The organism is Streptomyces sp. NPDC107559 (assembly GCF_055657365.1).
Genome location: NZ_JBVKBD010000002.1, coordinates 46,228 through 69,377, shown reverse-complemented (window position 1 = coordinate 69,377; position 23,150 = coordinate 46,228). Strand labels below are relative to the sequence as shown.

The 23,150-nt window shown below is 72.8% G+C and carries 18 protein-coding genes, 1 tRNA gene and 1 pseudogene; 15 read left to right on the top strand and 5 right to left on the bottom strand.

All coding sequences use genetic code 11. The features are described from left to right. The first annotated feature begins 12 nt into the window (after positions 1-12). Positions 13-86, top strand: a tRNA-Pro gene (locus ACZ7OY_RS06965). 184 nt (positions 87-270) lie between these two features. Here the strand turns inward: ACZ7OY_RS06965 and ACZ7OY_RS06960 are convergent. After that, positions 271-528 (bottom strand): annotated as a pseudogene (locus tag ACZ7OY_RS06960) (site-specific integrase); the annotation flags it as partial. A gap of 424 nt (positions 529-952) precedes the next feature. Here ACZ7OY_RS06960 and ACZ7OY_RS06955 point away from each other — a divergent pair. The 3 genes from ACZ7OY_RS06955 (at position 953) to ACZ7OY_RS06945 (ending at position 6,806) form a co-directional block, all read left to right on the top strand. Continuing rightward, entirely contained in the window at positions 953-1,822 is an 870-nt protein-coding gene (locus tag ACZ7OY_RS06955) for an FG-GAP repeat domain-containing protein (protein ID WP_471910431.1), read from the top strand. A 98-nt stretch (positions 1,823-1,920) separates the two neighbouring features. Beyond that, on the top strand, positions 1,921-6,261 hold the full coding sequence (locus tag ACZ7OY_RS06950; RefSeq protein ID WP_471910430.1) for a polymorphic toxin-type HINT domain-containing protein: 4,341 nt from the start codon (positions 1,921-1,923) through the stop codon (positions 6,259-6,261). After that, positions 6,258-6,806 (top strand): hypothetical protein, encoded by a 549-nt coding sequence (locus ACZ7OY_RS06945; protein ID WP_471910429.1) that lies wholly within the window; start codon positions 6,258-6,260, stop codon positions 6,804-6,806. Before ACZ7OY_RS06950 ends, ACZ7OY_RS06945 begins: the two co-directional genes overlap by 4 nt. Before the next feature lie 701 nt (positions 6,807-7,507). On the opposite strand, the gene paaK is transcribed toward ACZ7OY_RS06945, so the two are convergent. Together paaK and paaI are read right to left on the bottom strand one after the other, a co-directional pair. Further along, positions 7,508-8,863 carry a phenylacetate--CoA ligase PaaK gene (paaK, locus tag ACZ7OY_RS06940; RefSeq protein ID WP_471910428.1) on the bottom strand — a complete coding sequence of 452 codons (1,356 nt, stop codon included), beginning with the start codon at positions 8,861-8,863 and terminating at the stop codon, positions 7,508-7,510. Further along, positions 8,860-9,309, bottom strand: a complete 450-nt coding sequence (gene paaI, locus ACZ7OY_RS06935) for a hydroxyphenylacetyl-CoA thioesterase PaaI (RefSeq protein ID WP_471910427.1) — start codon at positions 9,307-9,309, stop codon at positions 8,860-8,862. The genes paaK and paaI overlap by 4 nt, the downstream gene beginning before the upstream one ends. A 161-nt stretch (positions 9,310-9,470) precedes the next feature. Between paaI and paaA the strand changes: the two genes are divergently transcribed. From paaA to ACZ7OY_RS06900, 7 genes are all read left to right on the top strand, one after another. Further along, a complete protein-coding gene (gene paaA / locus ACZ7OY_RS06930) occupies positions 9,471-10,442 on the top strand; it encodes a 1,2-phenylacetyl-CoA epoxidase subunit PaaA (protein WP_471910426.1) in 972 nt (323 codons plus the stop codon). Further along, positions 10,439-10,726 (top strand): 1,2-phenylacetyl-CoA epoxidase subunit PaaB, encoded by a 288-nt coding sequence (paaB, locus tag ACZ7OY_RS06925; protein WP_450664857.1) that lies wholly within the window; start codon positions 10,439-10,441, stop codon positions 10,724-10,726. Before paaA ends, paaB begins: the two co-directional genes overlap by 4 nt. Positions 10,727-10,736: 10 nt before the next feature. Then, on the top strand, positions 10,737-11,588 hold the full coding sequence (gene paaC / locus ACZ7OY_RS06920; protein WP_384724351.1) for a 1,2-phenylacetyl-CoA epoxidase subunit PaaC: 852 nt from the start codon (positions 10,737-10,739) through the stop codon (positions 11,586-11,588). Further along, entirely contained in the window at positions 11,582-12,112 is a 531-nt protein-coding gene (gene paaD / locus ACZ7OY_RS06915) for a 1,2-phenylacetyl-CoA epoxidase subunit PaaD (RefSeq protein WP_351608386.1), read from the top strand. The genes paaC and paaD overlap by 7 nt, the downstream gene beginning before the upstream one ends. Further along, on the top strand, positions 12,112-13,251 hold the full coding sequence (gene paaE / locus ACZ7OY_RS06910) for a 1,2-phenylacetyl-CoA epoxidase subunit PaaE (protein ID WP_471910425.1): 1,140 nt from the start codon (positions 12,112-12,114) through the stop codon (positions 13,249-13,251). The genes paaD and paaE overlap by 1 nt, the downstream gene beginning before the upstream one ends. A gap of 135 nt (positions 13,252-13,386) precedes the next feature. After that, positions 13,387-13,521 (top strand): putative leader peptide, encoded by a 135-nt coding sequence (locus ACZ7OY_RS06905; RefSeq protein WP_351608380.1) that lies wholly within the window; start codon positions 13,387-13,389, stop codon positions 13,519-13,521. A 118-nt stretch (positions 13,522-13,639) separates the two neighbouring features. Beyond that, a complete protein-coding gene (locus ACZ7OY_RS06900) occupies positions 13,640-14,524 on the top strand; it encodes a glutathione S-transferase C-terminal domain-containing protein (RefSeq protein WP_471910424.1) in 885 nt (294 codons plus the stop codon). A gap of 117 nt (positions 14,525-14,641) precedes the next feature. On the opposite strand, the gene absR1 is transcribed toward ACZ7OY_RS06900, so the two are convergent. Then, complete coding sequence (absR1, locus tag ACZ7OY_RS06895; RefSeq protein WP_471910423.1) at positions 14,642-15,727, bottom strand: beta-glucuronidase AbsR1; 1,086 nt, start codon at positions 15,725-15,727, stop codon at positions 14,642-14,644. 95 nt (positions 15,728-15,822) lie between these two features. Between absR1 and ACZ7OY_RS06890 the strand changes: the two genes are divergently transcribed. Continuing rightward, a complete protein-coding gene (locus ACZ7OY_RS06890) occupies positions 15,823-17,721 on the top strand; it encodes a LuxR family transcriptional regulator AbsR2 (RefSeq protein ID WP_471910422.1) in 1,899 nt (632 codons plus the stop codon). Between the two features lie 30 nt (positions 17,722-17,751). On the opposite strand, the gene ACZ7OY_RS06885 is transcribed toward ACZ7OY_RS06890, so the two are convergent. Beyond that, complete coding sequence (locus ACZ7OY_RS06885) at positions 17,752-20,319, bottom strand: CHAT domain-containing protein (protein WP_471911177.1); 2,568 nt, start codon at positions 20,317-20,319, stop codon at positions 17,752-17,754. Between the two features lie 155 nt (positions 20,320-20,474). Between ACZ7OY_RS06885 and ACZ7OY_RS06880 the strand changes: the two genes are divergently transcribed. The 3 genes from ACZ7OY_RS06880 to ACZ7OY_RS06870 are packed head-to-tail and all read left to right on the top strand — an operon-like array spanning position 20,475 to position 23,100. Further along, on the top strand, positions 20,475-21,911 hold the full coding sequence (locus ACZ7OY_RS06880) for a S8/S53 family peptidase (protein ID WP_471910421.1): 1,437 nt from the start codon (positions 20,475-20,477) through the stop codon (positions 21,909-21,911). Between the two features lie 35 nt (positions 21,912-21,946). Next, the gene (locus tag ACZ7OY_RS06875) at positions 21,947-22,546 is read left to right on the top strand and encodes an RNA polymerase sigma factor (RefSeq protein WP_384724336.1); all 600 of its coding nucleotides are present in this window, start codon (positions 21,947-21,949) and stop codon (positions 22,544-22,546) included. Positions 22,547-22,557: 11 nt separating this feature from the next. Next, positions 22,558-23,100 (top strand): hypothetical protein, encoded by a 543-nt coding sequence (locus ACZ7OY_RS06870; RefSeq protein WP_471910420.1) that lies wholly within the window; start codon positions 22,558-22,560, stop codon positions 23,098-23,100. Positions 23,101-23,150: the final 50 nt, after the last annotated feature.

Genomic DNA, 23,150 nt, shown 5'->3' with positions numbered 1-23,150 from the left:
CGGAATTCGCACCGGGACGTGGCGCAGCTTGGTAGCGCACTTGACTGGGGGTCAAGGGGTCGCAGGTTCAAATCCTGTCGTCCCGACTGGAGGCAGTCACAGGTCAGGGCCGGTTTCGGAGGCATCCGAGACCGGCCCTTGACCATTCTTGGGGACCGGTTGGGGATTCAGGTCAGCGGGTCACGACGATTGGGCTCGGCGGCGAGCGCGGTGCGCGCAACACGCTGAGGTGCGCGGAGAGCGCCGCCCGGCGGCCGTGATCTTGTGTGCGCCCCCTGTCGGTCAGCCCCCGGGTGCGGGTGTGGTCTGACGCCGCACGGTCCGGATCCACAGGGTGGTGTCGATGTCCCCGACACGGCAGCCTGAGACCTCGCCTATCCGTGCGGCGGCGCACGCGGCGGAGACGACCACGTCTCCCCAGCCGCGGTACTGGTCGTGGGAGGCGGCCACCAACGCATCAGCCAGCGCGAGGAGAGCCTCCTTGTCGGGCAGGGGCAGCGCGCCTGGGGCGAGGAGTTCGTCTTCGGCTGGCGGGACGGCGACTTGCGCGAATGCCGGACTCCTGCCGGACGCTCCCTCGACTGCTGCATGGTCGTGCGTGCGTGTCCTCTCCGTGCTGTCCGCGCCCGGCGGGTTTCCTCGGCATGGCCGTGTCGGCGCCGTCCAGGGTCGCGTTGGCTACGCCGGAGGCCTCGGTGCGAGGCGACAGGCTGGGTCACTCGAGAAAATTCCTTCACATGTTTCACGTAGTCCCCATAGGATCGCTGTTGCCATGGGCATGACCATCTGCGGTGCGGGGGGCGGCACCGGGGATCACCTGAGCTGTGTTCGCGGTGTCATGGTGAGCCGTGAGGACCCCGCCGGTTTCGTCGAACGGGGACTTTTCGCCTTGACATCGATACCCCTCAGCCGCTCGCTGCGCCGGGCGGCTGCTCTTGTTCTAGCGGGCGCCGTGACTTCCGTGGTGGCGTTCACCACGGCGCACAGCGAGCCGCCTTCACACGGAACGGCCGTCACGGACAATGCGGCCGTCACCGACAGCGTTCCCCTGCTCCAACAGGCTGCGGCCGACGGCACCGGCCTCTTCCCGCTCCTCGCCCGCGGCAAGGACGGCCGCCTCTGGGACTACGAGGCCAAGGGCGCCGGCGGCTGGAAGGCCCGCGCGGACCTCGGCACCGGCTACTCCGTGGCCACCGCGCTCGTGCAGGCCGACATCTCCGACGGCGGCCGGGGCAACGACCTCTACTTCCGGATCGGCGGCACCCTCTACTACGCGGCCGAACGCGGCAATGCCACCAAGGTGCTGGGCACCGGCTGGGACCAGTACAACCTCATCGTGTCCGTCGGGAACATGGCCGGCAGCGCCCAGTCCGACCTGGTCGCCCGCGGTGCCGACGGCCAGCTCTGGCTCTACCAGGGCAAGGCCGACGGCACCCTCGCCACCAGGATCCGGATGAAGGACTCCACCGGCTGGAACGGCATGAGCGTCCTTGCCGGGCGCGGCGACTACACCGGTGACGGCATCGCCGACCTCGTCACCCGCAACAGCGTCGGCAATCTGCTGATCTACCCCGGCACCGGCAAGGCCACCGCCGACGCGGTCCTCGGTACGACCATCACCGCGGCCACCACGGGCTGGAAGGACTACACCGCCATCGTCTCGACCGGCGACAACAGCGGTGACGGCAAGGCGGACCTGATGGCCGTCGACGCGGCGGGCGCCCTCTGGCTCTACAAGGGGACCGGTACCGCCAGTGCCCCCTTCAGCGCCCGTGTCCAGATCGGCACCAGCGGCTGGACCCAGTACAACCTCCTGTTCTGAGTCCCCTACTCGCCGTTCTCACAGACAGGTTTCCCATGCGTACGAACGCACGCAGACGGGGGCTCTTACCGAGATCCCGTTTCTTGCCCCTGACCGCGATGACCGTCGCCGGCGCAATCGCGGTGACAGGCGGTCAGCTCCCCGACCTCAGGGCCCAGTCGCCGCGCACCGCGACCGCGGCCGACTCGGCCCCCACCCCCTTCGACCTCACGGCCGCAGAACGCGTCCGCCGGGAGCAGTGCCTCCTCAGCGGGGTCCTGCGCAAAGGCGGCCCCGCGATGAAGGAGGTCGCCCGGGCCGGCCTCATCGGCACCGAGGACCAGCTTCACACAGCCGCCGACCCGGAGTACTGGAAAGAAGCCACCACCCCGCTCAGCTCGGCGTTCGAGACGGACCAGGCCGCCTCAGAGGCCAAGCTGGACGAGCTGTGGGACCGCCGGTACGTGTGGCAGAAGTCTCTCAGTGTCAAGTCTCCGCCTCCGACCTATACGTACACCGGGTTCCAGTGGGTGGAGGACGCCGACAATCCCTTCCACAAGGTCGGCCTCTCCAAGTGGGTCGCCACACAGTTCTGGAACGCCGAGTGGGAGTTCTACACCGACCCGCACCCCATGGCCAACGAGGCGTCCGTCGAAGCGGCCAAGACCGTCTACAACGCCCGCTACGGCTCCGACCCGAACGTGGACTACCGGGACGAGGCGGCGTGGCGGTCACTGCAGGCGGGCATGCACGACATGTACGCCGATGACGCCCGGCTCTTCCTCCAGTACGGCGGCTTCCCGACCGAAGTCACGGACCCGGACTCGATGGAGTTCCGGATCGACGTGGAGAACCTCAAAGCCCGCTTCGCGTCCTGCGCGTACACCAACCCGCAGGACCCGCACGAGGTGCTCGGCGCCGAGATCGCCACGGCGCACACCGAGTGGGAGGCGGAGCTCGACGGGCAGAAGACGCAGCGGGACACCATCATCCGGGCCGAGAAGCAGGCTAACGCCGACTTGGCGACGGCCTCGCAAGCGCTCGGTGAGGCGCTTGCGGAGTCGCTGATCGCGAACCGGCTCACAGACTGGCAGGCCTACTGGACCGGCCAGAAGGCCGACGACCACCCGAACGACTACCCGACCACGGCCGAGTTCACCGAGGTCAAGAGGTGGATCGCGGACACCCAGGGCCGGGCCGGCGGACGGCTCTACGTCGCCTCCCGGGCCGCGCTGTCTGCCAAGGCCCAAGCCGAGCTGGTCACCCAGGCACAGACGCAGGCGTATGGCATCGCCGACGCGGCCGGTCTGCCGCGCGGCCGGGGTCTGCTGTACGGCCAGCAGGCCGCGCAGGTCACCAAGGCGTCCGCGGCGGCGGCACAGGCCGCGGCGAAGGCCACGGAGACCGCGTTCAACGCGACTCGCGCCTCCGCCGCCGACAGCAAAACGCTCGACTCCCTCGCCAACACCCAGGCGCACGCCGCGAAGGCCGAGTTTCGGCGCATCGCCGCCCAGGAGGCCGAGGCCCAGGCCAAGGCCGCCGCCGAGGGCGCCGCCGCCCAGGCCGAGGAGGCGGCCAAGCATGCCGCCGAAGCCAAGGCCGCGGAGAGCAAGGCGAAAGCGGCAGAGCAGACCGCCAAGGACGCTGCCGCCGATGCCAGGGCCAAGCGGCAGAAGGCCGAGGCCGAACGGGACTACGCCAAGTCACAGGCCGACACCGCCGCGACCGAGCGGCAGAAGGCGCACGACGCCGAGAACCGCGCCCAGTCCCAGCGGCAGGTCGCCGCAGACAAGCTGTCCGATGCGCAGGCCACAGGCGCCACCGCGGCCGACAAGAAGGACAGCGCGCTCGCCGCCGAGAACCGGGCCAGGAACGCCCGCAGCAGCGCGCTCGCCGCTGAGGACCGCCGCGACACCCTGGTCGCCAAGGCCGAGGCCGCGGAGGCGTTGCTCGCCGCCGTGGACGGCACCGCCGACGCCATCGAGGCCCGGCAGGCCGCCACGAAGGCCCGTTCGGCGGCCGACGACGCCACCACCGCGGCCACGGAGGCCCGTCAGGCGGCGAACGAGGCGACCGACGCCGCCACCGACGCCCGTGAGGCGGCCACCAAGGCACAGGGCGCCGCGCAGCGCGCGCAGGCCGCCGCGGACGGCGCCAAGCGCGATGTCGCGGTCACCGACGCCGCGGTGAAGAAGTCACACTTGGCCGCCGCCGACGCGATCGCCGCGTCCCAGGCCGCCAAGTGGAACGCCATCGCCGCCAAGGCCGAGGCCGAGACCGCGCGCAAGGCCGCCGACAAGGCACGCGGCGACGCCGTGGTCGCCCGCTCCGAGGCGGTCCTCGCGGGTGCCGACGCGATCCGCACCGCCGGCCACGCCTACGCCACCGCACAGGCCGCCGCGGCGGCCCGGGACTCGGCGGCACAGGTCGTCAAGCCGGCCAACGACGCCATCGAGCTGGGCTCCCCGTACGCGGAGACCGACTCCTCGGCGGGCCTCGCGGTGCTGACCGGGCAGGCCGCGAAGACCGCAGCCCAGCAGCAGGTCGCCGTCGCCAACGCCAAGGCGGCGCAGGCCAAGAAGGCGGCCGCCGAGGCCAAGGCACTGGCGGCCCAGGCGGATGCCGACGCGAAGGCGGCGGCCGAGGCGGCTGCGAACGCGGCCGGGTGGGCCGCGCAGGCCACCGCGTCCGCGGCAGCGGCCCAGTCCTCCTCCGACGCGGCGGCCGCATCGGCCAAGGCGGCGAAGAAGTCCGAGGCCAACACGGTCGAGTACAACAACCAGGCTATTGACGACGCGGCCGCCGCGCAGACCGCAGCCACCGCGACCGATGGCTATGCCACCGACGCGGACGCCTCCGCCGACGACGCTGAGCGGGACGCGGCGAGCGCCCGCAGTGCGGCCGACGCGGCCGAGGCCGACGCCTCCACCGCGCGGACCGTCGCCGACAAGGCGGAGCAGGACGCGACCGTCGCCGAGGTCGCCGCGGCCAACGCGCGCAACCTCGCTGTGGAGGCCGCCGAGGCTGCCATCCGTACCCAGCAGGTCGACTTCGAGGACCGCAAGGAGCAAGAGCGCACCGCCGAGGGCGGCGGCACCAGCGTCGAGGGCGTCGTGATGAAGCCCAGCGGCGACTCCAAGGTCGACATCAACCCGCTGAGCGACTGTGTGGGCAGCCGCAGCGGCAGGGATATCGGCTGCGAGATTGACCTGGAATTCCACATCTACGGCGAGATGGACTTCTACGTCGAGTCCTGCCCGCTGCCCGGTGTGGGCCGCGCCCACTGTGGCTCGGCCCTCCATCGCGACTACCTCACCAGCTCTCCCCTGGACGTCAGATTCAAGGAAGAGGACGTCCACGTCGACGGGCTCGAGCTGACCGCGTCCGTCCTCAAGGCGATCGCCACAGGTGCCGTCGCGGACATCGTCGGCTGTTCCAAGGGCAAGATCAGCAGCTGCGCGTGGCTGTTCGGCAGCATCATCATCCCTGGCCTGCTGGTGAAGGCGGCGGAGGCGGCATTCGCGGTCCGCACCGCGATGCGCAGCGGTGCCGGGATCGGCCGGGCCATCTGGGGTCTGCGTGGCTCGGGGCTGTCCGCGTCCGCGGCGGCCAGGCTGGAGAACCTCGGCCGACAGGCCCTGAACTCCATGTGCTTCCCAGCCGGTACCAAGATCGCCACCGAGCACGGCACCAGGCCGATCGAGGAGATCCGGGCCGGCGACCGAATCTGGGCACAGGACCCGGAGACCGGCGAGCGCCGACTCCGCACGGTCGTCGGGGTGATGCAGCGCACCGCCGACGCCCTGGCCTCCGTCGACATCGGCCAGGAGACCCTGCGGGCCACCACCGAGCACCCCTTCTGGGTGCGCGGCAAGGGCTGGACGGGTGCCGAGGCGCTGCGCCCCGGCGACCGGCTGACCACCCTGGACGGCAAGGACGCACAGGTCGAGTCCGTCACGAAGCGGCGTGGCCCGGTCCAGGTGTTCAACTTCGAGGTCGAGGGCGACCACACCTACTTCGTCGGTTCGTCGAAGGTGCTGGTGCACAATGCCTGTCGGATCTGGCCGAACAACATGGCGGCCACCCTCGAACAGGAACTCGCCACCGCCGAGCGGCTGGGCATCCGCCCGGCCAAGCCGGGTTCCGCGAACTGGGACAAGTACATCGACATGGACGGCGAAAAGATCAAATGGGCTGTACTGGAGGACGGACAACTCGTGATCATGCCGAAGATGGTGGGGAAAGAGGAGCTCTCCCACCCCGTGCTGAGCGGCGGTGGCGCTGTACGGGCCGCCGGTGAGGCGCAGATCGCGGGCAGTGGCGGCCAGTACTTCGGGCTGGAGATCAACGCCCACAGCGGTCACTTCTTCAAGTCGGGCGACCCGTTCTGGGAGGTCGGCGGCGGAGCGGAGCAACTCGGCCGGGAGATGTTCGAGGCGGCCGGGGTGATGTTCGGATGAATGGGTGCTTCGACGGCCTCGACAGGCTCGATCTCGACGGCCATGTGCGGCGCTGGTCAGCGCCTGACGCGGGACTGGCCGACGGGGCGGTGAGCGAGTGGGCGGCTGCGGCCCAGCAGTTCGCCGCCCGTCTCCAGGGCGATCCGACCGGGCTGAGCGACGAGCAGTGGCGCGCGGTCGAGCATGCCTGGACGGCGCTGCTGGCAGGTGCCGAGCGGTCGACCGGCCCACAACGGGGCGAATGGCTGCTGCGGGATCTGTACCTGCGGTCCTGGCTCCTGGAGCACGTGGGGCCGCGCGCGGGCGTGGCCCTGCTCGATCCGGAGCCCGTGCTGGAACGCGCGCTGGCCGCCATGCCCATGTCGCCCGCGGAGGCCGCCCGGTGGGCCCCGCACTGGCGGGAGCTGGATCGTGAGCAGATCCTGGCGCTACGGATGATCCGACGGCTGCTCGCTGCGGTACGCTCGCTAGCCCCGCTTCTCACCGGTCACCCCCGCTGGGGTGAGGTCCAGGAATGGGAGCGGTCGGCCGACGACCTGCCGTAACCCTGCCGACGACAGCCGAGGGCGTTTCCTGCCGCAAACGCTGTGGGTCGATTCGCCCCGCCGAGTTTCGGCTCGGCGGGGCGAAGCCGTGCGGAAGTACATGGTCCGGGTGCGGGCCCGGAGCGTTTCGGTGGGCGAGCGTCGAGGCGGGCGAAGTCGATGGCGGCGCCGATGAGCTCAGCCCCTCGACGGCACGCCCAGCGCCCCGGCGATCCCGGTGCAGCGCAAAGCCCGCCGCCAGTACGAGAACCGTGTGAGCATCACTCGTAGCTGCTTTGCCCCTGGGGGCGGAGCTGGGACTCCCGGCCCGTGTCCTGGGGCGTGTGTCGGAAGTGCTCGGGGTTGGCTGATGTGAGTGCGCGGGGGCGTAGTCGCTGGAGGTGATGCGGGCCTCGTCGTCCCACTGTCGTGCAGCCGGGACCCGTCCTGGGGGTGCAGTGCAGCCGTCGTGAAGGCCACGCTGCTGCCGAGGAGGACGCTGATCGTGAGTGACGCCGACATCCTTCCCGCCCTGTTTCTGCCTGATATCTGCAGATGGTTCCCATGGCCCTCACTCCTGGGGATCAAGGGGGCGCAGGTTCAAATCCTGTCGTCCCGACGGTGCGAGGGGTCCTCGCGGACGGAAGTCCGCGGGGGCCCTCTTCGCATGCGTCCCGTGAGGCCCGGAAGGCCGGGTGCGGCCGTGGTGCGGCCGCGGGCGGTCATTGTTCCCGCAGGTCCTTCACCCGGCGGAGCTTGCCGAGCGAGCGCTCCAGGGTCTCCGGGTCGACGATCGTCACCTCCACGGTGACACCGACCCCGTCCTTCACCCCCTGGGCGATGGTCCGGGCGGCCGCCTCGCGCTGCTCGGGACCGGCGCCGGGGCGGGCCTCGACCTGTACCACCATGTGGTCCATCCGGCCGCGCCGGCTCAGCTGTACCTGGAAGTGCGGGGCCACACCGGGGGTGCGCAGGACGATCTCCTCGATCTGGCTGGGGAAGACGTTCACCCCGCGCAGGATGATCATGTCGTCGCAGCGGCCGGTTATCTTCTCGATCCGGCGGAAGGCGGGCCGGGCGGTGCCGGGCAGCAGTCGGGTCAGGTCGCGGGTGCGGTAGCGGATGACCGGCAGCGCCTCCTTGGTGAGGGAGGTGAAGACGAGTTCGCCGCTGTCGCCCTCGGCCATGATCTCGTCGGTGATCGGGTCGACGACCTCGGGGAGGAAGTGGTCCTCCCAGACGTGCAGCCCGTCCTTGGTCTCCACGCACTCCTGCGCGACACCCGGGCCCATCACCTCGGACAGTCCGTAGATGTCCACCGCGTGGATGTCGAGGCGCTCCTCGATCTCGCGGCGCATCTCCTCGGTCCACGGCTCGGCGCCGAAGATGCCGACCTTCAGCGAGCTGTCGCGCGGGTCCAGGCCCTGCCGCTCGAACTCGTCGAGCAGGGTGAGCATGTAGGACGGCGTGACCATGATGATCTCGGGCCGGAAGTCCTGGATGATCTGCACCTGGCGCGCGGTCATACCGCCGGAGGCGGGGATCACCGTGCAGCCGGCGCGTTCGGCGCCGTAGTGCGCGCCCAGACCGCCGGTGAACAGGCCGTAGCCGTAGGAGATGTGGACCTTGTGGCCGGGGCGGCCGCCCGCGGCGCGGATCGAGCGGGCGACGACGTCCGCCCAGACGGAGAGGTCGTTCTCGGTGTAGCCGACGACCGTGGGGCGTCCGGTGGTGCCGCTGGAGGCGTGCACCCGGCGCACCTCGGACATGGGCACGGCGAACATGCCGAAGGGGTAGGTGTCCCGCAGGTCGGCCTTGGTGGTGAAGGGGAACCGGGACAGGTCCGCCAGGCTGCGGCAGTCGTCGGGCTTGACGCCCGCGTCGTCGAACTTCCTGCGGTACAGCTCGACATTGTCGTAGGCGTGCCGCAGCGTCGCGCGCAGCCGCTCCAGCTGGAGTTCGCGCAGCTGGTCGCGGGTCAGGTGCTCGCCGTCGTCGAGCAGCTCAGCGGGGAGCGGGTCCCCGAGCCGTCCGCCGCCGGGGGCCGCGGGGCCCGTCAGTCCGCTTGCGCTGCTCATCGCGACTCCTTGCTCTGTGTGCTTCGAACCTGCTGCGCACCGCGCACCGTGCGGCTGCGGCCGCGGAACTCCGCGATCACCTCGTCACCGCGCAGCACGCTCACGTCGTACAGACCGCTGCGGCCGAACCGGGTGCGCTCCGTCGCGGTCGCGACGAGGACGTCCCCCTCGTACGCGGGCGCGACGAAGTCGACGTCGGCGCCGGCCGCGACGGTCACGGGGCCGTGGCTGTTGCAGGCGCAGGCGAAGGCGGTGTCGGCGAGCAGGAACAGATAGCCGCCGTGGGCGATGCGGTGCCCGTTGACCATGGCGCGGGTCACGGTCATCCGCAGCACGGCGCTTCCCGTGCCGACCTCCAGCAGCTCCATGCCGAGACTGCGGGAGGCCTCGTCCGCTGCGAACATCTCCTGCGCCGGGCCCAGGGCCGTGTCACGGGCCTGCGTCACGATCTCACCACCTTGTGAACCGACCGAACATTCGGTTAGCGTGCGCACCGCCAACGTAATCCCGCATCGCCGTCGACTGTCAAGGTCTTGCCCGGCCGTGGATGAACAGGCACACTGGAACCGAACGAATGGTCGGTTGGTCGCTTGGGAAGCTGGTGCAGATGACCACGACAGACTCCACGCCCGCCCCCCAGGGCCTCCAGGAGCACTTCGACGCGACGATCGCGCGCGACCAGCGGATCGAGCCCCGGGACTGGATGCCGGACGGCTACCGCAGGACGCTGGTCCGGCAGATCGCGCAGCACGCGCACTCGGAGATCATCGGCATGCAGCCGGAGGGCGAGTGGATCACCCGCGCGCCGTCGCTGCGCCGCAAGGCCATCCTGTTCGCCAAGGTCCAGGACGAGGCCGGCCACGGCCTGTATCTGTACTCCGCCGCCGAGACCCTGGGTGTGGACCGCGCGGACCTCACCGAGATGCTGATCGAGGGCCGCCAGAAGTACTCGTCGATCTTCAACTACCCGACGCTGAGCTTCGCCGACGTCGGGGTGATCGGCTGGTTCGTGGACGGCGCGGCGATCTGCAACCAGGTGCCGCTGTGCCGCAGCTCCTACGGGCCGTACGCGCGCGCCATGGTGCGGATCTGCAAAGAGGAGTCCTTCCACCAGCGCCAGGGCTACGAGCTGCTGCTGACCATGATGCGCGGCACCGACGCCCAGCGCGAGATGGTCCAGGACGCGGTGAACCGCTGGTGGTGGCCGTCCCTGATGATGTTCGGACCGCCGGACGACGCCTCCCCCAACTCGGCGCAGTCCATGGCCTGGAAGATCAAGCGGCACAGCAACGACGAGCTGCGCCGGCGGTTCGTCGACATGACGGTCCCGCAGGCCGAGAAGCTCGGCGTCACGCTGCCCGACCCGGACCTGCGCTGGAACGAGGAGAGCGGCCGGCACGACTTCGGCACCCCGGACTGGGACGAGCTGATGCGGGTCATCAAGGGCGACGGCCCGCTCAACACCGAGCGGATCGAGCGCCGCCGGGCCGCCCACGACGAGGGCGCCTGGGTGCGTGAGGCGGCCACCGCCCACGCGGCGAAGCGGAACAAGCGGGTTCAGGAAGGTACGGCGGCATGACACAGCAGGACTGGCCCCTGTACGAGGTGTTCGTACGCGGCAAGCGGGGTCTCAACCACGTGCACGTCGGCTCGCTGCACGCGGCCGACGACCAGATGGCGCTGACCCACGCCCGCGACCTCTACACCCGGCGCAACGAAGGCGTGAGCATCTGGGTGGTGCGCTCCGAGCACATCGCCGCCTCCACCCGCGACGAGAAGGACCCGTTCTTCGCGCCCAGCGCGGACAAGGTCTACCGCCACCCCACCTTCTACGACATCCCCGACGACGTCCCGCACATCTGAGGAGCAGGGCATGAGTGAGGACCACCTCTACCTGACCCTCGCCGAGGGACACGAGGACGACGCCCGCTGGGCGTTCGGCACCGGATTCGAGGACCCGCTGCACGGCGTGGACACGTCCGTGCCGGCCGGCGTGGACGCCGCGGCGCTGGCCGCCTGCTGCCTGGCGCTGGGCGACGACGCCCTGGTGTCCGCCCAGCGGCTCGCCGAGTGGACCACCCGTGCCCCCGAGCTGGAGGAGGAGGTGGCGCTGGCCAACATCGGCCTCGACCTCCTCGGCCAGGCCCGGCTGCTGTACGCGCGCTGCGGCCAGGCGGACGGCAGCGGGCGCGGCGAGGACGCCTACGCCTACTTCCGTGACGCGGACGCCTTCCGCAACGTACGGCTGGCCGAACTGCCCAACGGCGACTTCGCGTTCTCCGTCGTGCGGCTGCTGGTGCTGTCCGCCTGGCGGCTCGCCCTGTTCGAGCGGCTCGCCGGCTGCGCCGACCCCGTGCTCGCGGCGATCGCGGCGAAGGGCGTCAAGGAGCTGACCTACCACCGGCAGTACGCGGCCGAGTGGGCCGTACGCCTCGGCGACGGCACGGACGAGTCGCACCGCAGGATGCGCGCCGCCCTCGCCGACGTCTTCCCGTACGTCGACGAACTCCTCGCCACCGGACCGGGGTTCGGGATCGACGCGGCGGACGTGCGCGAGGAGGTGACGGCCGTGCTCGGGCAGGTGCTCGACGCCGCCGGACTCGCCCTGCCCGACGTACGGCCGCTGCCCGGAGCCGGCCGCGACGGCGACCGCACCGAGCATCTCGCCCCGCTGCTCGCCGAGCTGCAGAGCCTGGCCCGGGCCCACCCGGAGGCGACATGGTGACCACGGCCACCCCGCCCGCGGACGTCCGGCGCGCCCGGCACATCGCCGCGCAGGTGCCGGACCCGGAGCTGCCCATGCTGACCCTGGCCGACCTCGGCGTCCTGCGCGACGTCGAGGTGACGGGGGACGGCACGGTCGTCGCCAGCCTGACGCCCACCTACTCGGGCTGCCCGGCGATGGCCGAGATGCGGGCGGACGTGGCCGCCCGGCTGCGCGCCGCGGGATTCGCGCGGGTGGAGATCCGTACCGTCCTGGACCCGCCGTGGACCACCGACTGGATCACCCCCGAGGGGCGCCGCAGGCTCGCCGAGCACGGCATCGCGCCGCCCGGCGCCGCCCCCCGCCGCGCCGCCTCCGGCCCGGTGCCGCTGGTGCTGTCCGCGACCCGGCGCACGGCCGTGCCCTGCCCCCGCTGCGGTTCGGCGGACACCGAGGAGACCTCCCGGTTCTCCGCCACGTCGTGCAAGGCGCTGTGGCGCTGCCTCGCCTGCCGCGAGCCGTTCGAGTACGTCAAGGAGATCTGATGGCCCCGACCGCCCCCGCCTCGGCCCCGGACGCCCCCGCCGCGGCCCCGGCCGTACGTCCGCGTCCGCGCCGCCGTCCGCTCTTCCACCCGCTGCGGGTCGCCGCCGTCCAGCCGCTGTGCGAGGACGCCGCCGCCGTCAGCTTCGAGATCCCCGAGGAACTCGCCGAGGAGTTCGCGTTCGCCCCGGGCCAGTCGCTCACCGTGCGGCGCGAGATCGACGGGCGCGACGAGCGCCGCTCGTACTCCATCTGCTCCCCGGCCGGATCCGTGCCGCGGATCGGGGTGCGCGTGGTGCCCGGCGGCCTGTTCTCCTCCTGGCTGGTGCGCGAGGTGCGCCCCGGCGACACGGTCGAGGTGATGGCGCCCACCGGCGCGTTCACCCCCGACCTCACCGAGCCCGGCCACCATGTCCTGGTCGCCGCCGGTTCCGGCATCACGCCCATGGTGTCCATCGCCGAGTCCGTCCTCGCCGCCGACTCCCGTTCGCGGGTCACCCTCTTCTACGGCAACCGCCGCACCGGGTCCGTGATGTTCGCCGACGAACTGGCGGACCTGAAGGACCTGTACCCCAGCCGCTTCCAGCTCGCCCATGTGCTCTCCCGCGAGCCGCGCGAGGCCGAGGTGCTCTCCGGCCGGCTCGACGCCGACCGGCTGCGCGCGCTGGTCGGCGCGCTCGTCGACGTGCAGAGCGCCGACCACTGGTGGCTGTGCGGCCCGCACGGCATGGTCCGCGACGCCCAGGCGGTGCTGGCCGACCTCGGCGTACCGGGCGAGCGCGTCCACCAGGAGCTGTTCTACGCCGACGACGAACCGGTCCGCGAGGTGCGGCACGACGAGGACACCGACACCGCCGACGGACCGGTCAGCCAGGTGACCCTCACCCTCGACGGCCGCTCCACCACCTCGGCCCTCTCCCGCCGGCGCACCATCCTCGACGGCGCCCAGCTGACCCGCCCCGACCTGCCCTTCGCCTGCAAGGGCGGGGTGTGCGGCACCTGCCGCGCGCTGGTCACCGACGGCGAGGCCGACATGCGCCGCAACTTCGCCCTGGAGCCGGGCGAGGTCGACGCGGGCTACGTCCTGACCTGCCAGTCCTTCCCGGTGTCGGAGAGACTGACCGTCGACTTCGACAGCTGAGCCGAGCGGGACACCCCGGGACGCGATCCAGGCGTCCCGGGGTTTTCTCATGTCCGGCTGCCGAACGCCCTCTTGACGACGGCTCACGACGGGCCGACACTCCCGATAGGAATCCTAGTGAATAGGTAGGGAAACATGGGCTGCCTCGGGCCGGTCACCGCGCGCGCGGGCCGTTCGCCGTCCTCGCCGCCTCGCCCGACCCCTCTTCTGACCTCCCGCCGTCACATCGACCTCCAGCGCGTCTGCAGTGCGATCGGCCGAGCCGTCTGAGCCGGCCCCGCACGTCCCGGCCGCCGCCTCCCGCGGGCTGCCGTCCGAGCGCACCGGGCCGCCCGTCCGACGTCGCTTCCGCCGCGCGTCCGTCGCGCGATCGCTCTCGGGGAGAGTCATGACCGTCACACCGCTCGCCGCCGTGCCCTCCACCCGCGTCGCCCCCGCCTTCCGCGGCCGCCTCGGCCGCGACGCGCGCAGCGGCCACTACGCCGTACCGCGCCGCTACCGGCTCCACCTGTCCACCGCCTGTCCCGACGGTCTGCGCATCGCCGTCACCCACAGCCTGCTCGGCCTCCTCGAGGCCTGCCCGGTGACCTGGCTGCCGGCGGTCCCCGACGACCCCGACGGCGGACACACCGCACTGCGCCCGCTGTACGAGGCGAGCGCCCACCGCTACACCGGACCCGCCCTGGCGCCGGTGCTCGCCGACGACTGGTCGGGGCGGATCGTCAGCACCCACGCCCCGGACATCATGCGCGACCTGGCCCGCGGCTTCGGCGGCGACGGCCCCTCGCTCTACCCGGACGGCACCGAGGCCATCGAGTGGCTGTGCGTGTCCAACATCGACGAGGCCGCGCAGCACGCCGGACGCGCCGGGGCCGGCGAGGACGAGCGGGCCGCCGCCCTCGACACCCTGCTGGCCGCGCTCGGCGCACTGGAGCGCAGGCTGGCCGGCCGCACCTGGCTGGCCGGCGACCGGCTCACCGCCGCCGACGTGGAGCTGTGGGCGACCCTGGTGACCCTCGACACCGTGCACCGCCACCATCTGGACGCCGCCGCCGTGCACCGGCTCGTCGACCACCCGGCCCTGTGGGCCTACGCCCGGCGCCTGACCGCCCACCCGGCCTTCGGCGCCCACCTCGACCTCGACGGCATCGCCCGCCGTCACCACGACCGCTGCCGGGGCCTGGAGGCGGCCGGGTCGGCCGTCCAGATCCTGGACTGGGCCGCCCACGCGGCCGACGGCGCGACGGCCCCGGCCCGCACCGACCGGCGGTGAGGACGCGGACACGGCGGCGGGCCGGTGACGTCTCCCTCCCCCGAAGGAGACGTCACCGGCCCTTTTCCCCCGGCGCCGGACCGTGGTCCGTGTGCCCGGGCCCGGCCGGCCCTGTGCTCACCAGCACATGACCGCCGTCTCGCCCGACCCCCGGACGGAGTACAGGCGGACCCGGACGAAATAGCGGCGGCCCCTGACCAGACGGGCCCTGACCGTCGCGTTGTGCGGGGTGCCCCCGTCGTCCCGGCCGGCGAGGAAGCGGGGCTCCCCGTCCCGTTCCTCGAACACCACGACGACGGTGTCGCTGTCGCCGAACGTGCCCACCGAGTACGTACGCGTCTCCGTCGGCTCGACGGTGAAGTCGGCCTGCTCGCCCGGGCCCAGCCGCAGCGGCGCCGAGCGGAACGGCACCAGCGCGGGCGGCCGGCCCGGACCGGCCGGCGGATACCAGCGGAGCACGAACTCCTTGTCGAGGGGGGAGAGACCACCGGGCGGGTTCAGCCCGCCGCGGAACTGCTCGGGCTCCAGGACCAGCCCCGACGCGAACGGGAACTCCATGATCGACAGCGGGTCCCAGACCGAGCCGTTGGCCTCGGCCGGGTCCAGCTTGCGCAGGACGTTGACGTACGTGGTCTCCCGGCTCCAGAAGTTCGGCGGGCCCGCCAGATCGGCGTACACGGCCTCGTCGTCCCAGTGGAGACCGGCGAACGGGCTCTGGTGCTCGTGCACCATGCCCAGCGCGTGCCCGATCTGGTGCAGTGCCGTCGGACGCTCCCCGGGCACGGTGAGATCCCAGCCGAAGTTCATGGTGCGCTCGTTGAGACCGACCCGCAGCGCGTCCTTGCCCACGGCCGACCAGGATCCGTCGCCGAGCTGGAAGCCGATCCGCAGCTCGGCCTCCGAGCGGTCGCCGACCTCGACGAAGGACACACCGATACCGAGGTCCTGCCACTCCCGGAAGCACTCGCGCACCAGGTCCCGCTGTTCCTTGGCGCCGACCCACGACACCCACCGGGTCTCGCCGCTGCCCGGCAGGGCGATCGGGGAACCGTCGGCGTCGCCGTCGAAGAAGTGGTAGTGCACGACCGTGCCGTTGACCCACATCGACCGCCCGCCCACGAGCGCGTCGAGCCGCTCAGCGGTCAGCCCCGCCGGGAAGGCGGCTGCCGACTGCTGCGCGAGGGAGCAGTAGCGAGCGGTCATGGGCACAGCCTGCCGCGGACCGTCCCCCGCACACCTGAGTCGCGGTCTACTCAAGTCGCCCTGTATCAGGGGTGAGTATCCCCGCTCATACCCTCGTGACGACTTTCGAACGGGACGCGAAGACCCTCGGAATACCTTGGCCGTTCACCGGACGCGAGGACGAACTGGAGCTGGTCAGACGGTCCTTGGCCGCCGGGCGCCCCGGGATCGTGGTGACCGGCACGGCGGGCTGCGGCAAGACCCGGCTCGCCACCGAGGCCGTGCGGGGGACCGGCTGCGTCCACGTGGCAGGCACCCCCGAGACCCGCGACCTGCCGCTGGCCGCCTTCGCGCCGCTGCTCCCGGACACCGTCTCCCTGCACCGAGCCGTCCGACTCCTGTCCGGCACCCGGCTGTTGATGGTCGACGACGCCCACCTGCTGGACGACGTGTCCGCAGCCCTGGTCCATCACCTGGCCGTGCACGGCCGCACCCGGCTGCTGGTCGTCGCCACCGACGGCGCCCCCGTGCCCGGCGCGGTGAGCCGGCTGTGGACCGGCGAACTGCTGCCCCGCCTCGCGCTGACGCCACTGCCCCCCGAGGAGAGCGCACGACTGCTGGAGGCGGGGGCCGCGGGTCCGCTCGACCCGCTCACCGTCGACCGGCTGCACCGCCTGTCCCGGGGCGATCTGCGACTGCTGCGCGAACTGCTCGGCGCGCTGCACGCACACGGAGCCCTCACCCCGCACCCGGACACCGGCGAGCGCGTCTGGCGCGGTCCGGTACCGGTCACCGCCGCCGTCCGCGAACGCAGCGCCCCGCTCCTGGAACGCAGCTGCCCCGACGAGCGCGAGACGTTGGACCGCCTCGCCTTCGCCGAGCCCCTCCCGCTGCCCGCCGACACCTTCGACCTGCGCATCCTCGAACGCCTCGAGTCCGACGGCCTGATCGAGACCGACGACCTCCCCGAGGGCGCGCACGCCGCCCGGCCCGCGGGGACCGCGCACGCCACCCGGCCCGCGCACGCCGTCCGCCTCGCCCACCCGCTGCACGGCCCGGTGCTGCGGGCCGCGGCCGGCCGGCTGCGGGCGGGGCGGCTGGCCCGGACCCCGCAGGAACGGGAACACGCCCTGGAGAGCGAGTCGGCCGCGCTGGAACACCGCATCGCCCACGCGGACGTACGGGACCTGCCGGCCCCCGTGGGGGAGTGGCTGGTGGCGGAGGGCGCACCGCTGCCGCCCGGCCACGCGGCCGTACGGGCCCGGTTCTGCCGGCTGCGCGGACGGCTGCGCGAGGCCGGAGCCTGGGCCAGGGAAGGCCTGCGCAGCGCGCCGGGCGACACCGCCTGCCGCCGCGAACTGGCCCTGGCCGCAGCCCAGTCGGGCGACGTCACGACCGCGAGCGAAGCCGCCGCCGACCAGGCGTCGCAGGCGTGGCTGGCGGCCGCCCGCGGAGACCTCACCGCCGCACTGAAGGCCCTGCGTGACACGTCCGGGGACCGTGACCCGTACGCCCGCTACGAGGCCGTCCGGCTCGGCGCACCGGCCGAGGCCGCCGGCCGCCTGCCCGCCGACGGAGTGCTCGCCGCCCACGCCAGAGCCCTCGCGCGCGGCGACGCGCCCGCGCTGGACCGCGCGGCCCGGGCCCTGGAACAACGCGGCTTCCTGCTCTTCGCGGCGGAGGCGCACGCCCAGGCCGCCCGGGCCCACCGCGCCCCCGGCGCCGCCCGCACCTCACGCACCCGCGCCGCCGCACTCGCCCGGCGCTGCCAGGGCGCCCGCACCCCGGCCCTGTCGGGACTGGCGCTGGGCGAACTCACCGCCCGGCAGCGGCAGATCGTCACCCTCGCCGCGGCGGGCCTGAGCAACCGCGAGATCGCCGAACAGCTCACCCTGTCGATCCGCACCGTCGGCAACCATCTCTACGGTGCCTACGCCCGCCTCGGCGCCGGCGACCGCGAGGCACTGCCGTGGCTCGTCACGGACGGCCGGCAGCCGCAGCCCCGCTCGGCCTGAACCCCGAACGGGCCACGGAATCAAAGGTGTTCAGGCAGCGCCGAACGCGGTGAACGCCCACCCCGTGGCCTGGTGCACCGCGTCACCGGGCAGCGCCGTGCGCGCGTCGCGCAGGGCCTCGGCCAGGCTCAGACCCGTGCTGAGGCCCTTGTGCAGGGCGAGCATCAGCGGCACCACCGCGGCGTCGTTGACCGGCGCGCTGCTCGCCACCACCCCGGCCGTGCCCAGCGGCAGCAAAGCGGTGACCAGGCCGAGGAGTTCGTCGGCACCGACCGAGGCGAACCGGGCGGTGTCACAGCTGGAGAGGATGATCCGGTACGGGCTGCGGTCCAGACGCTCGAAGTCGTGCACGATGAGCGGGCCGTCGGCCATCCGCAGCGACGAGAACAGCGGGGAGTCCGCCCGGAACGTGCCGTGCGCCGCGATGTGCGCCAGCGCGGCACCGTCCAGCTCCTCCAGCACCCGCGGCACCCGCGCGTCGGCGTGCTCCAGCACGACCGGTGTCCCGTACCGGTCGGCCAGCCCGGGCACCTCCGCGCCACCGGTGGCCAGACCCGGACCCCGCACCAGCACATGACGGCCGCCCGACGGCGGTGCGGTCTCCCGGGCCCGTAGCCAGCTGCTCGCCGACGGCGACACGTTCAGCACCCGCTCGCGCAGCGACGGCAGCAACGCCCACGGCACCCGGTGCAGCCGGCCCGGCGGCACGACCACCACCGGCCCGCTGCCCAGCTGCCCGGCGGCCGGCCCGAACAGCAGCTCCTCCAGCCGGGCGCCGGCCGCCTCCACCACCGGCAGCCGGCCCTCCGCCCCCGGATGCGCCAGCCGCCGCAGCCCCGCCTGGATGTACTCGGCCTCCCGCTCCGCGTCCACCAGCAGCCCGGCCGCCCAGCGCCGCACCCGGCCCCGGGCGCACAGCAGCACATGCACCCGCCCGTCCACCACGGCGAGTTCGAGCAGCCGTACGTCGTCGCCCAGCCGTCGCAGCAGCCGGTCCGGGTCGAACCGGTCGCCGCCGCCGGGGTCCGCACCGCGGATGTGCAGGGTCCGCGAGCGCACCTCACGCTCCAGCCGTCGCTGCTCCCGCTCCAGGGCAGGCACCGGGCGCCCGTCCCGGCGCGCCTCCTCGGCCCGCGCCGCGATCTCGCGGTAGGCGGTCATCCCGCTCAGCAGCGCCGGATCGGCCGGCGGCCGGGTGGGCGGCGCGGACAGCACGGTGGCCCGCCAGCGCTCGCTCCACTCCAGCAGCCGCCGCGGTCCGCCCCGGGCCAGGCTCGCCTGCTGCGCGAGCGCCGCCAGCTCCGCGCCCTGCTCGGTGGCGCGGGCCCGCAACTCCGAGGCGCCCAGCGTCATCCGGTGGTCGTCGAGCACGTCCAGGCCACGCCGGCAGGCCTCCAGCACCCCCCGGCCGGAGCCGGCCGCTCGGGCGCTCAGCGCCTGCGCCGCCCAGCCCGTCACCCGCGCCAGCGGCGGCCCACTGTGCCGGCTGCGCGCCGCGACGGCCAGATGCCGTTCGGCGTCCGCCGTCCAGCCCAGACCGAGCGCGATCCGGCCCGCCAGCAACGACGCCTCCGGCGCGGCCGGCGCGCCGAAGGCGGCCAGCCGGTCCGCCACCGCCGCCGCGTCCGCGACCAGCCGGCCCGAACCGCGCCCGGCGGCCACCCGCGCCTCGATCAGCACCAGCCGGGCGTGCGTCTCCCACCAGCCGCGCCGCTGCGCCGCGAACAGCCGTACGGCCAGGTCCGCGCGGGCGATCGCGGTGTGCGGATCGCCCGAGAGACGGGCGGCCCGGGCGGCCCCGAGCAGCAGCTCCGCCTTGCGGGTGGACTGCCCGCCGATCCCGTCCAGCACCCCGATCGCCGCGTCCGCCTCGGCCAGCGCCTCCGGCGCCAGCCCGGCGGCCATCAGCACCTCGCAGCGCCGGATGTTGAGCATGAACGTCGGGGTGCCGAGCTTCGCGTACCGCTCCTCGGCCTCGTCGAGGAGCCGCAGCGCGACGGGCACGTCCCCGGAGCGGAACGCGGCCAGGCCCCGGCTCTCCACCGCGTCGGCCTTGTCGTGCTCCTGGCCGGTGGTGTCCCACAGCGCCTCGGCGGCGGTGAAGTCGGCCTCCGCCCGCTCCACCGCGCCCAGCGCCAGATGCACGGTCGCGCGCAGGGTCAGTGCGCGTGCCGTCCAGATGACGTCGTCCGCCTGCCGCAGCACGGGGACCGCCTTGCGTACGTCCTCCAGTGCCTCACGATGATGACCCAGTACCCACCAGGCGTAGGCCCGCCGGTACAGCACCCGGGCCCGGGTGTGTCCGCTGCCGCGGCCCACCCCCCGCTCGAAGGCGGCCAGACCCTGCCGGGTACGGCCCGCGTGCACGAGCGCCACCCCGAGCGTGCCCAGCACGTCCGCCTCCCGCTCGGCCGACTCCGCGCGCGCCGCCAGGTCCCGGGCACGCCGCAGATGCCGCAGGGCGATCCGCATGTCGCCCCAGTCCCGCTGCCAGATGCCGATCACCTGGTGGGCGACAGAGGCGTGCAGCGGCGGCGGATCGGTGCCGAGTACTCCCTCCGCCCGAGCCACCGCGTCGTTGGGAGCGGCGAACACCATGGGCAGCAGTTCGAGAACCGAGTCGCTTCCCGCTGTCACGCAACGGATGGTAGTGCTCCGCAGCCCACCGAACCATGGAACGGCACTTTGACGCTGTATCAATCAACGACCGTACGACTCTGATTGAAGACCACCGCCTCTGTGGGAGGACACGCATGGCACCGCAGCGATTCCACGAGCAGTTCGACCAGATCCAGCGCTCGATCCCCGATGTCCCCCTCGCGATGGGGCCGGACGACTCCGCCGAGTTCATCTACGAGAAGGGTGTCGTGCTCGCCCGCGACGGCGAGGAGGCGCGCCTCGTCGAGGACACCGTTCGCACGCACTTCACCGGCACCACCGGTCTCGTCGCCGACCATGTGCGCCGCGCGGGCCCGGACACCAACCGCTCCGGCATCACCCGGATCCAGGTCGGCGACCCCGGACACGGCGACCGGCGCGCCGACCGCGCCGTCGCGGGCGCCCTGCGCGCCCTGCGCGAGGCGGAGGGCCGCGCGGGCCGCCGGCTGGTCAGCCGCAACCACGTCGTGTCCATCGCCGTCAACGCCTGCCCCGGCGACGAGCCCGTGCCCGCCCCGCTCACCCAGGCGCCCAACCCCGCGCCGGCCGAGGCGGCGTACGACCAGGACAGTGCGGTCGGCGTGCTGGTCATCGACACCGGCCTCATGCACGACCACCGGTCCTACCCGCTGCTCGCCCACACCGAAGGCGACGCCCAGCTCCAGGAGACCGATGAGGAGGGCGTCCTCCAGCAGTACGTGGGCCACGGCACGTTCATCGCCGGCCTGGTCGCCGCGGTCGCGCCCAACACCGACGTCACCGTACGGAACACGCTCAACGACGCGGGCGCCATCCTGGAGTCCGACTTCGGCGACGCGCTCTTCGCGGCCGTCGACCGCAACGGCTGGCCCGACATCATCAGCCTCTCGGCCGGCACCAGCAACGGCCGCACCGACGGCCTGCTCGGCGTGGACGCCTTCATGCGCGAACTGCGCGACCAGCCGACGCTGTTGGTCGCCGCGGCCGGCAACAACTCCAGCGCTGCCCCGTTCTGGCCCGCCGCCTACGCCTCGCTGCCCGAGTACGCGGACACCGTGCTGTCGGTCGGGGCGCTGCGCGGGGACGGCGAGTTCGGCGCCTGCTTCACCAACCACGGCTCCTGGGTGCAGGTCTACGCCCCCGGCGAGCGCCTCACCAGTTCCCTCACCGGCTTCGACGCACCCGTCCCGTACGTGTACCGGCACTCCACGTACGACGCCTGCCGGTACGGCTTCACCTATGTCTGCACCTGCCAGTCGCCGCGCCACACCGGCCTGTTGAGCGAGGAGCGGGAGACCTCACCCGGCAAGGCCGACCAGGTGATGTTCGAGGGGTTCGCGCACTGGAGCGGCACCTCCTTCGCCACCCCGGTCGCCGCCGGACTGATCGCCTCCCACATGACCGCCCACAAGGAGACCGACCCGCGCGCGGCCCGCAGGCAGCTCCTCGCGGCGAACACCGGGTTCGCCGAGGTGCGCGGAGCACACGTACCGGCGCTGCGGCCGCCCACCTGGCGTCCGGTGCCGGTCGTGCAGCTCGCGCCTCCCGCATGAGGGCCGGAGCTGCCCCTTCCACGGCGTACGATGACATGCCGTACACGAGGGGTGGGGCCGTGGATCGTACAGATGTCGGCGCGCTCGTCCAGTCCGCCGTAGACGGTGACGCGGCGGCCTGGAAAGCGCTCGTGGAGGGGCTCAGCCCCCTGGTGTGGTCCGTGGTGCGCGCACACCGGCTCTCCGACGCCGACGGACACGAGGTCTACCAGACCGTGTGGTTCCGCTTCGCCCAGAACCTGGGGCGGATCCGGGAACCGCACAAGGCCGGTTCCTGGCTGGCGAGCACGACACGGCACGAGAGCCTGAAGGTCATCAAGAACTCGAAGCGGCTGATGCCGACCGACGATCCACAGCTGCTCGACCGGGTCAGCGAGGACCGTACGCCGGAGCAGTCCGTGCTCGACTCGGAGGAGGCCGCGGCCGAGAGCGAGCGCATCCGGCATGTGTGGCAGGAGTTCGAGGAACTCGGCGAGCGCTGCAGGCAGTTGCTGCGCGTTCTGATGGCCGCGCAGCCACCCAGTTATCAGGAGGTGTCCGCGGCACTGGGCATCGCCGTCGGCAGTATCGGACCGTTGCGCCAGCGCTGTCTGCGCCGGCTGCGGGCCCGACTCGACGCACGGGGAGCGCTGTGAACATGGGCGACATGAGCGATATGAACGGCCTGGACCTGCCCGACTTCGACGAGGACGGGTTCGACGACGGCGAGCCGGACGAGGAAGGGGACGACCGCCCGGCGGACGAGTTCGACGACGGGCCGGACTGCGACCGGCTGGAGGACGAACTCCGCCGCGCCGCCGCCGTCCTGGACCCGGTGCCGGCGGAGCTGTACCGGATCGCGGTGGAGGCGTACGCGCTGCACGACCTCGACGCCCGGATCGCCGAGCTGACCTTCGACTCGCTGACCGACGCCATTCCGGTCAGGGGGGTGTTGGACCCGCCGCGGATGCTGACGTTCCGCACGGGTGAGCTGAGCGTCGACGTGGAGGTGACCTCCGAGGGGCTGATGGGGCAGGTGCTGCCGCCGCAGGCGGCCCGTATCGAGGTGCTCAGCGGTCCGCGGACGGCCGCTCCGCTCACCGCGGACGACCTGGGCCGCTTCACCTGCGACGCGCCTCCCGCCGGTCCCTTCGCGCTGCGGCTGCGGACCGGCGCCGAGGTGGTCGTCACGGAGTGGCTGCGCGCCTGAGACCCGCGTCCAGGACCGTCGGCCGCCAACCGCGGCCGACCGTCCCGCCG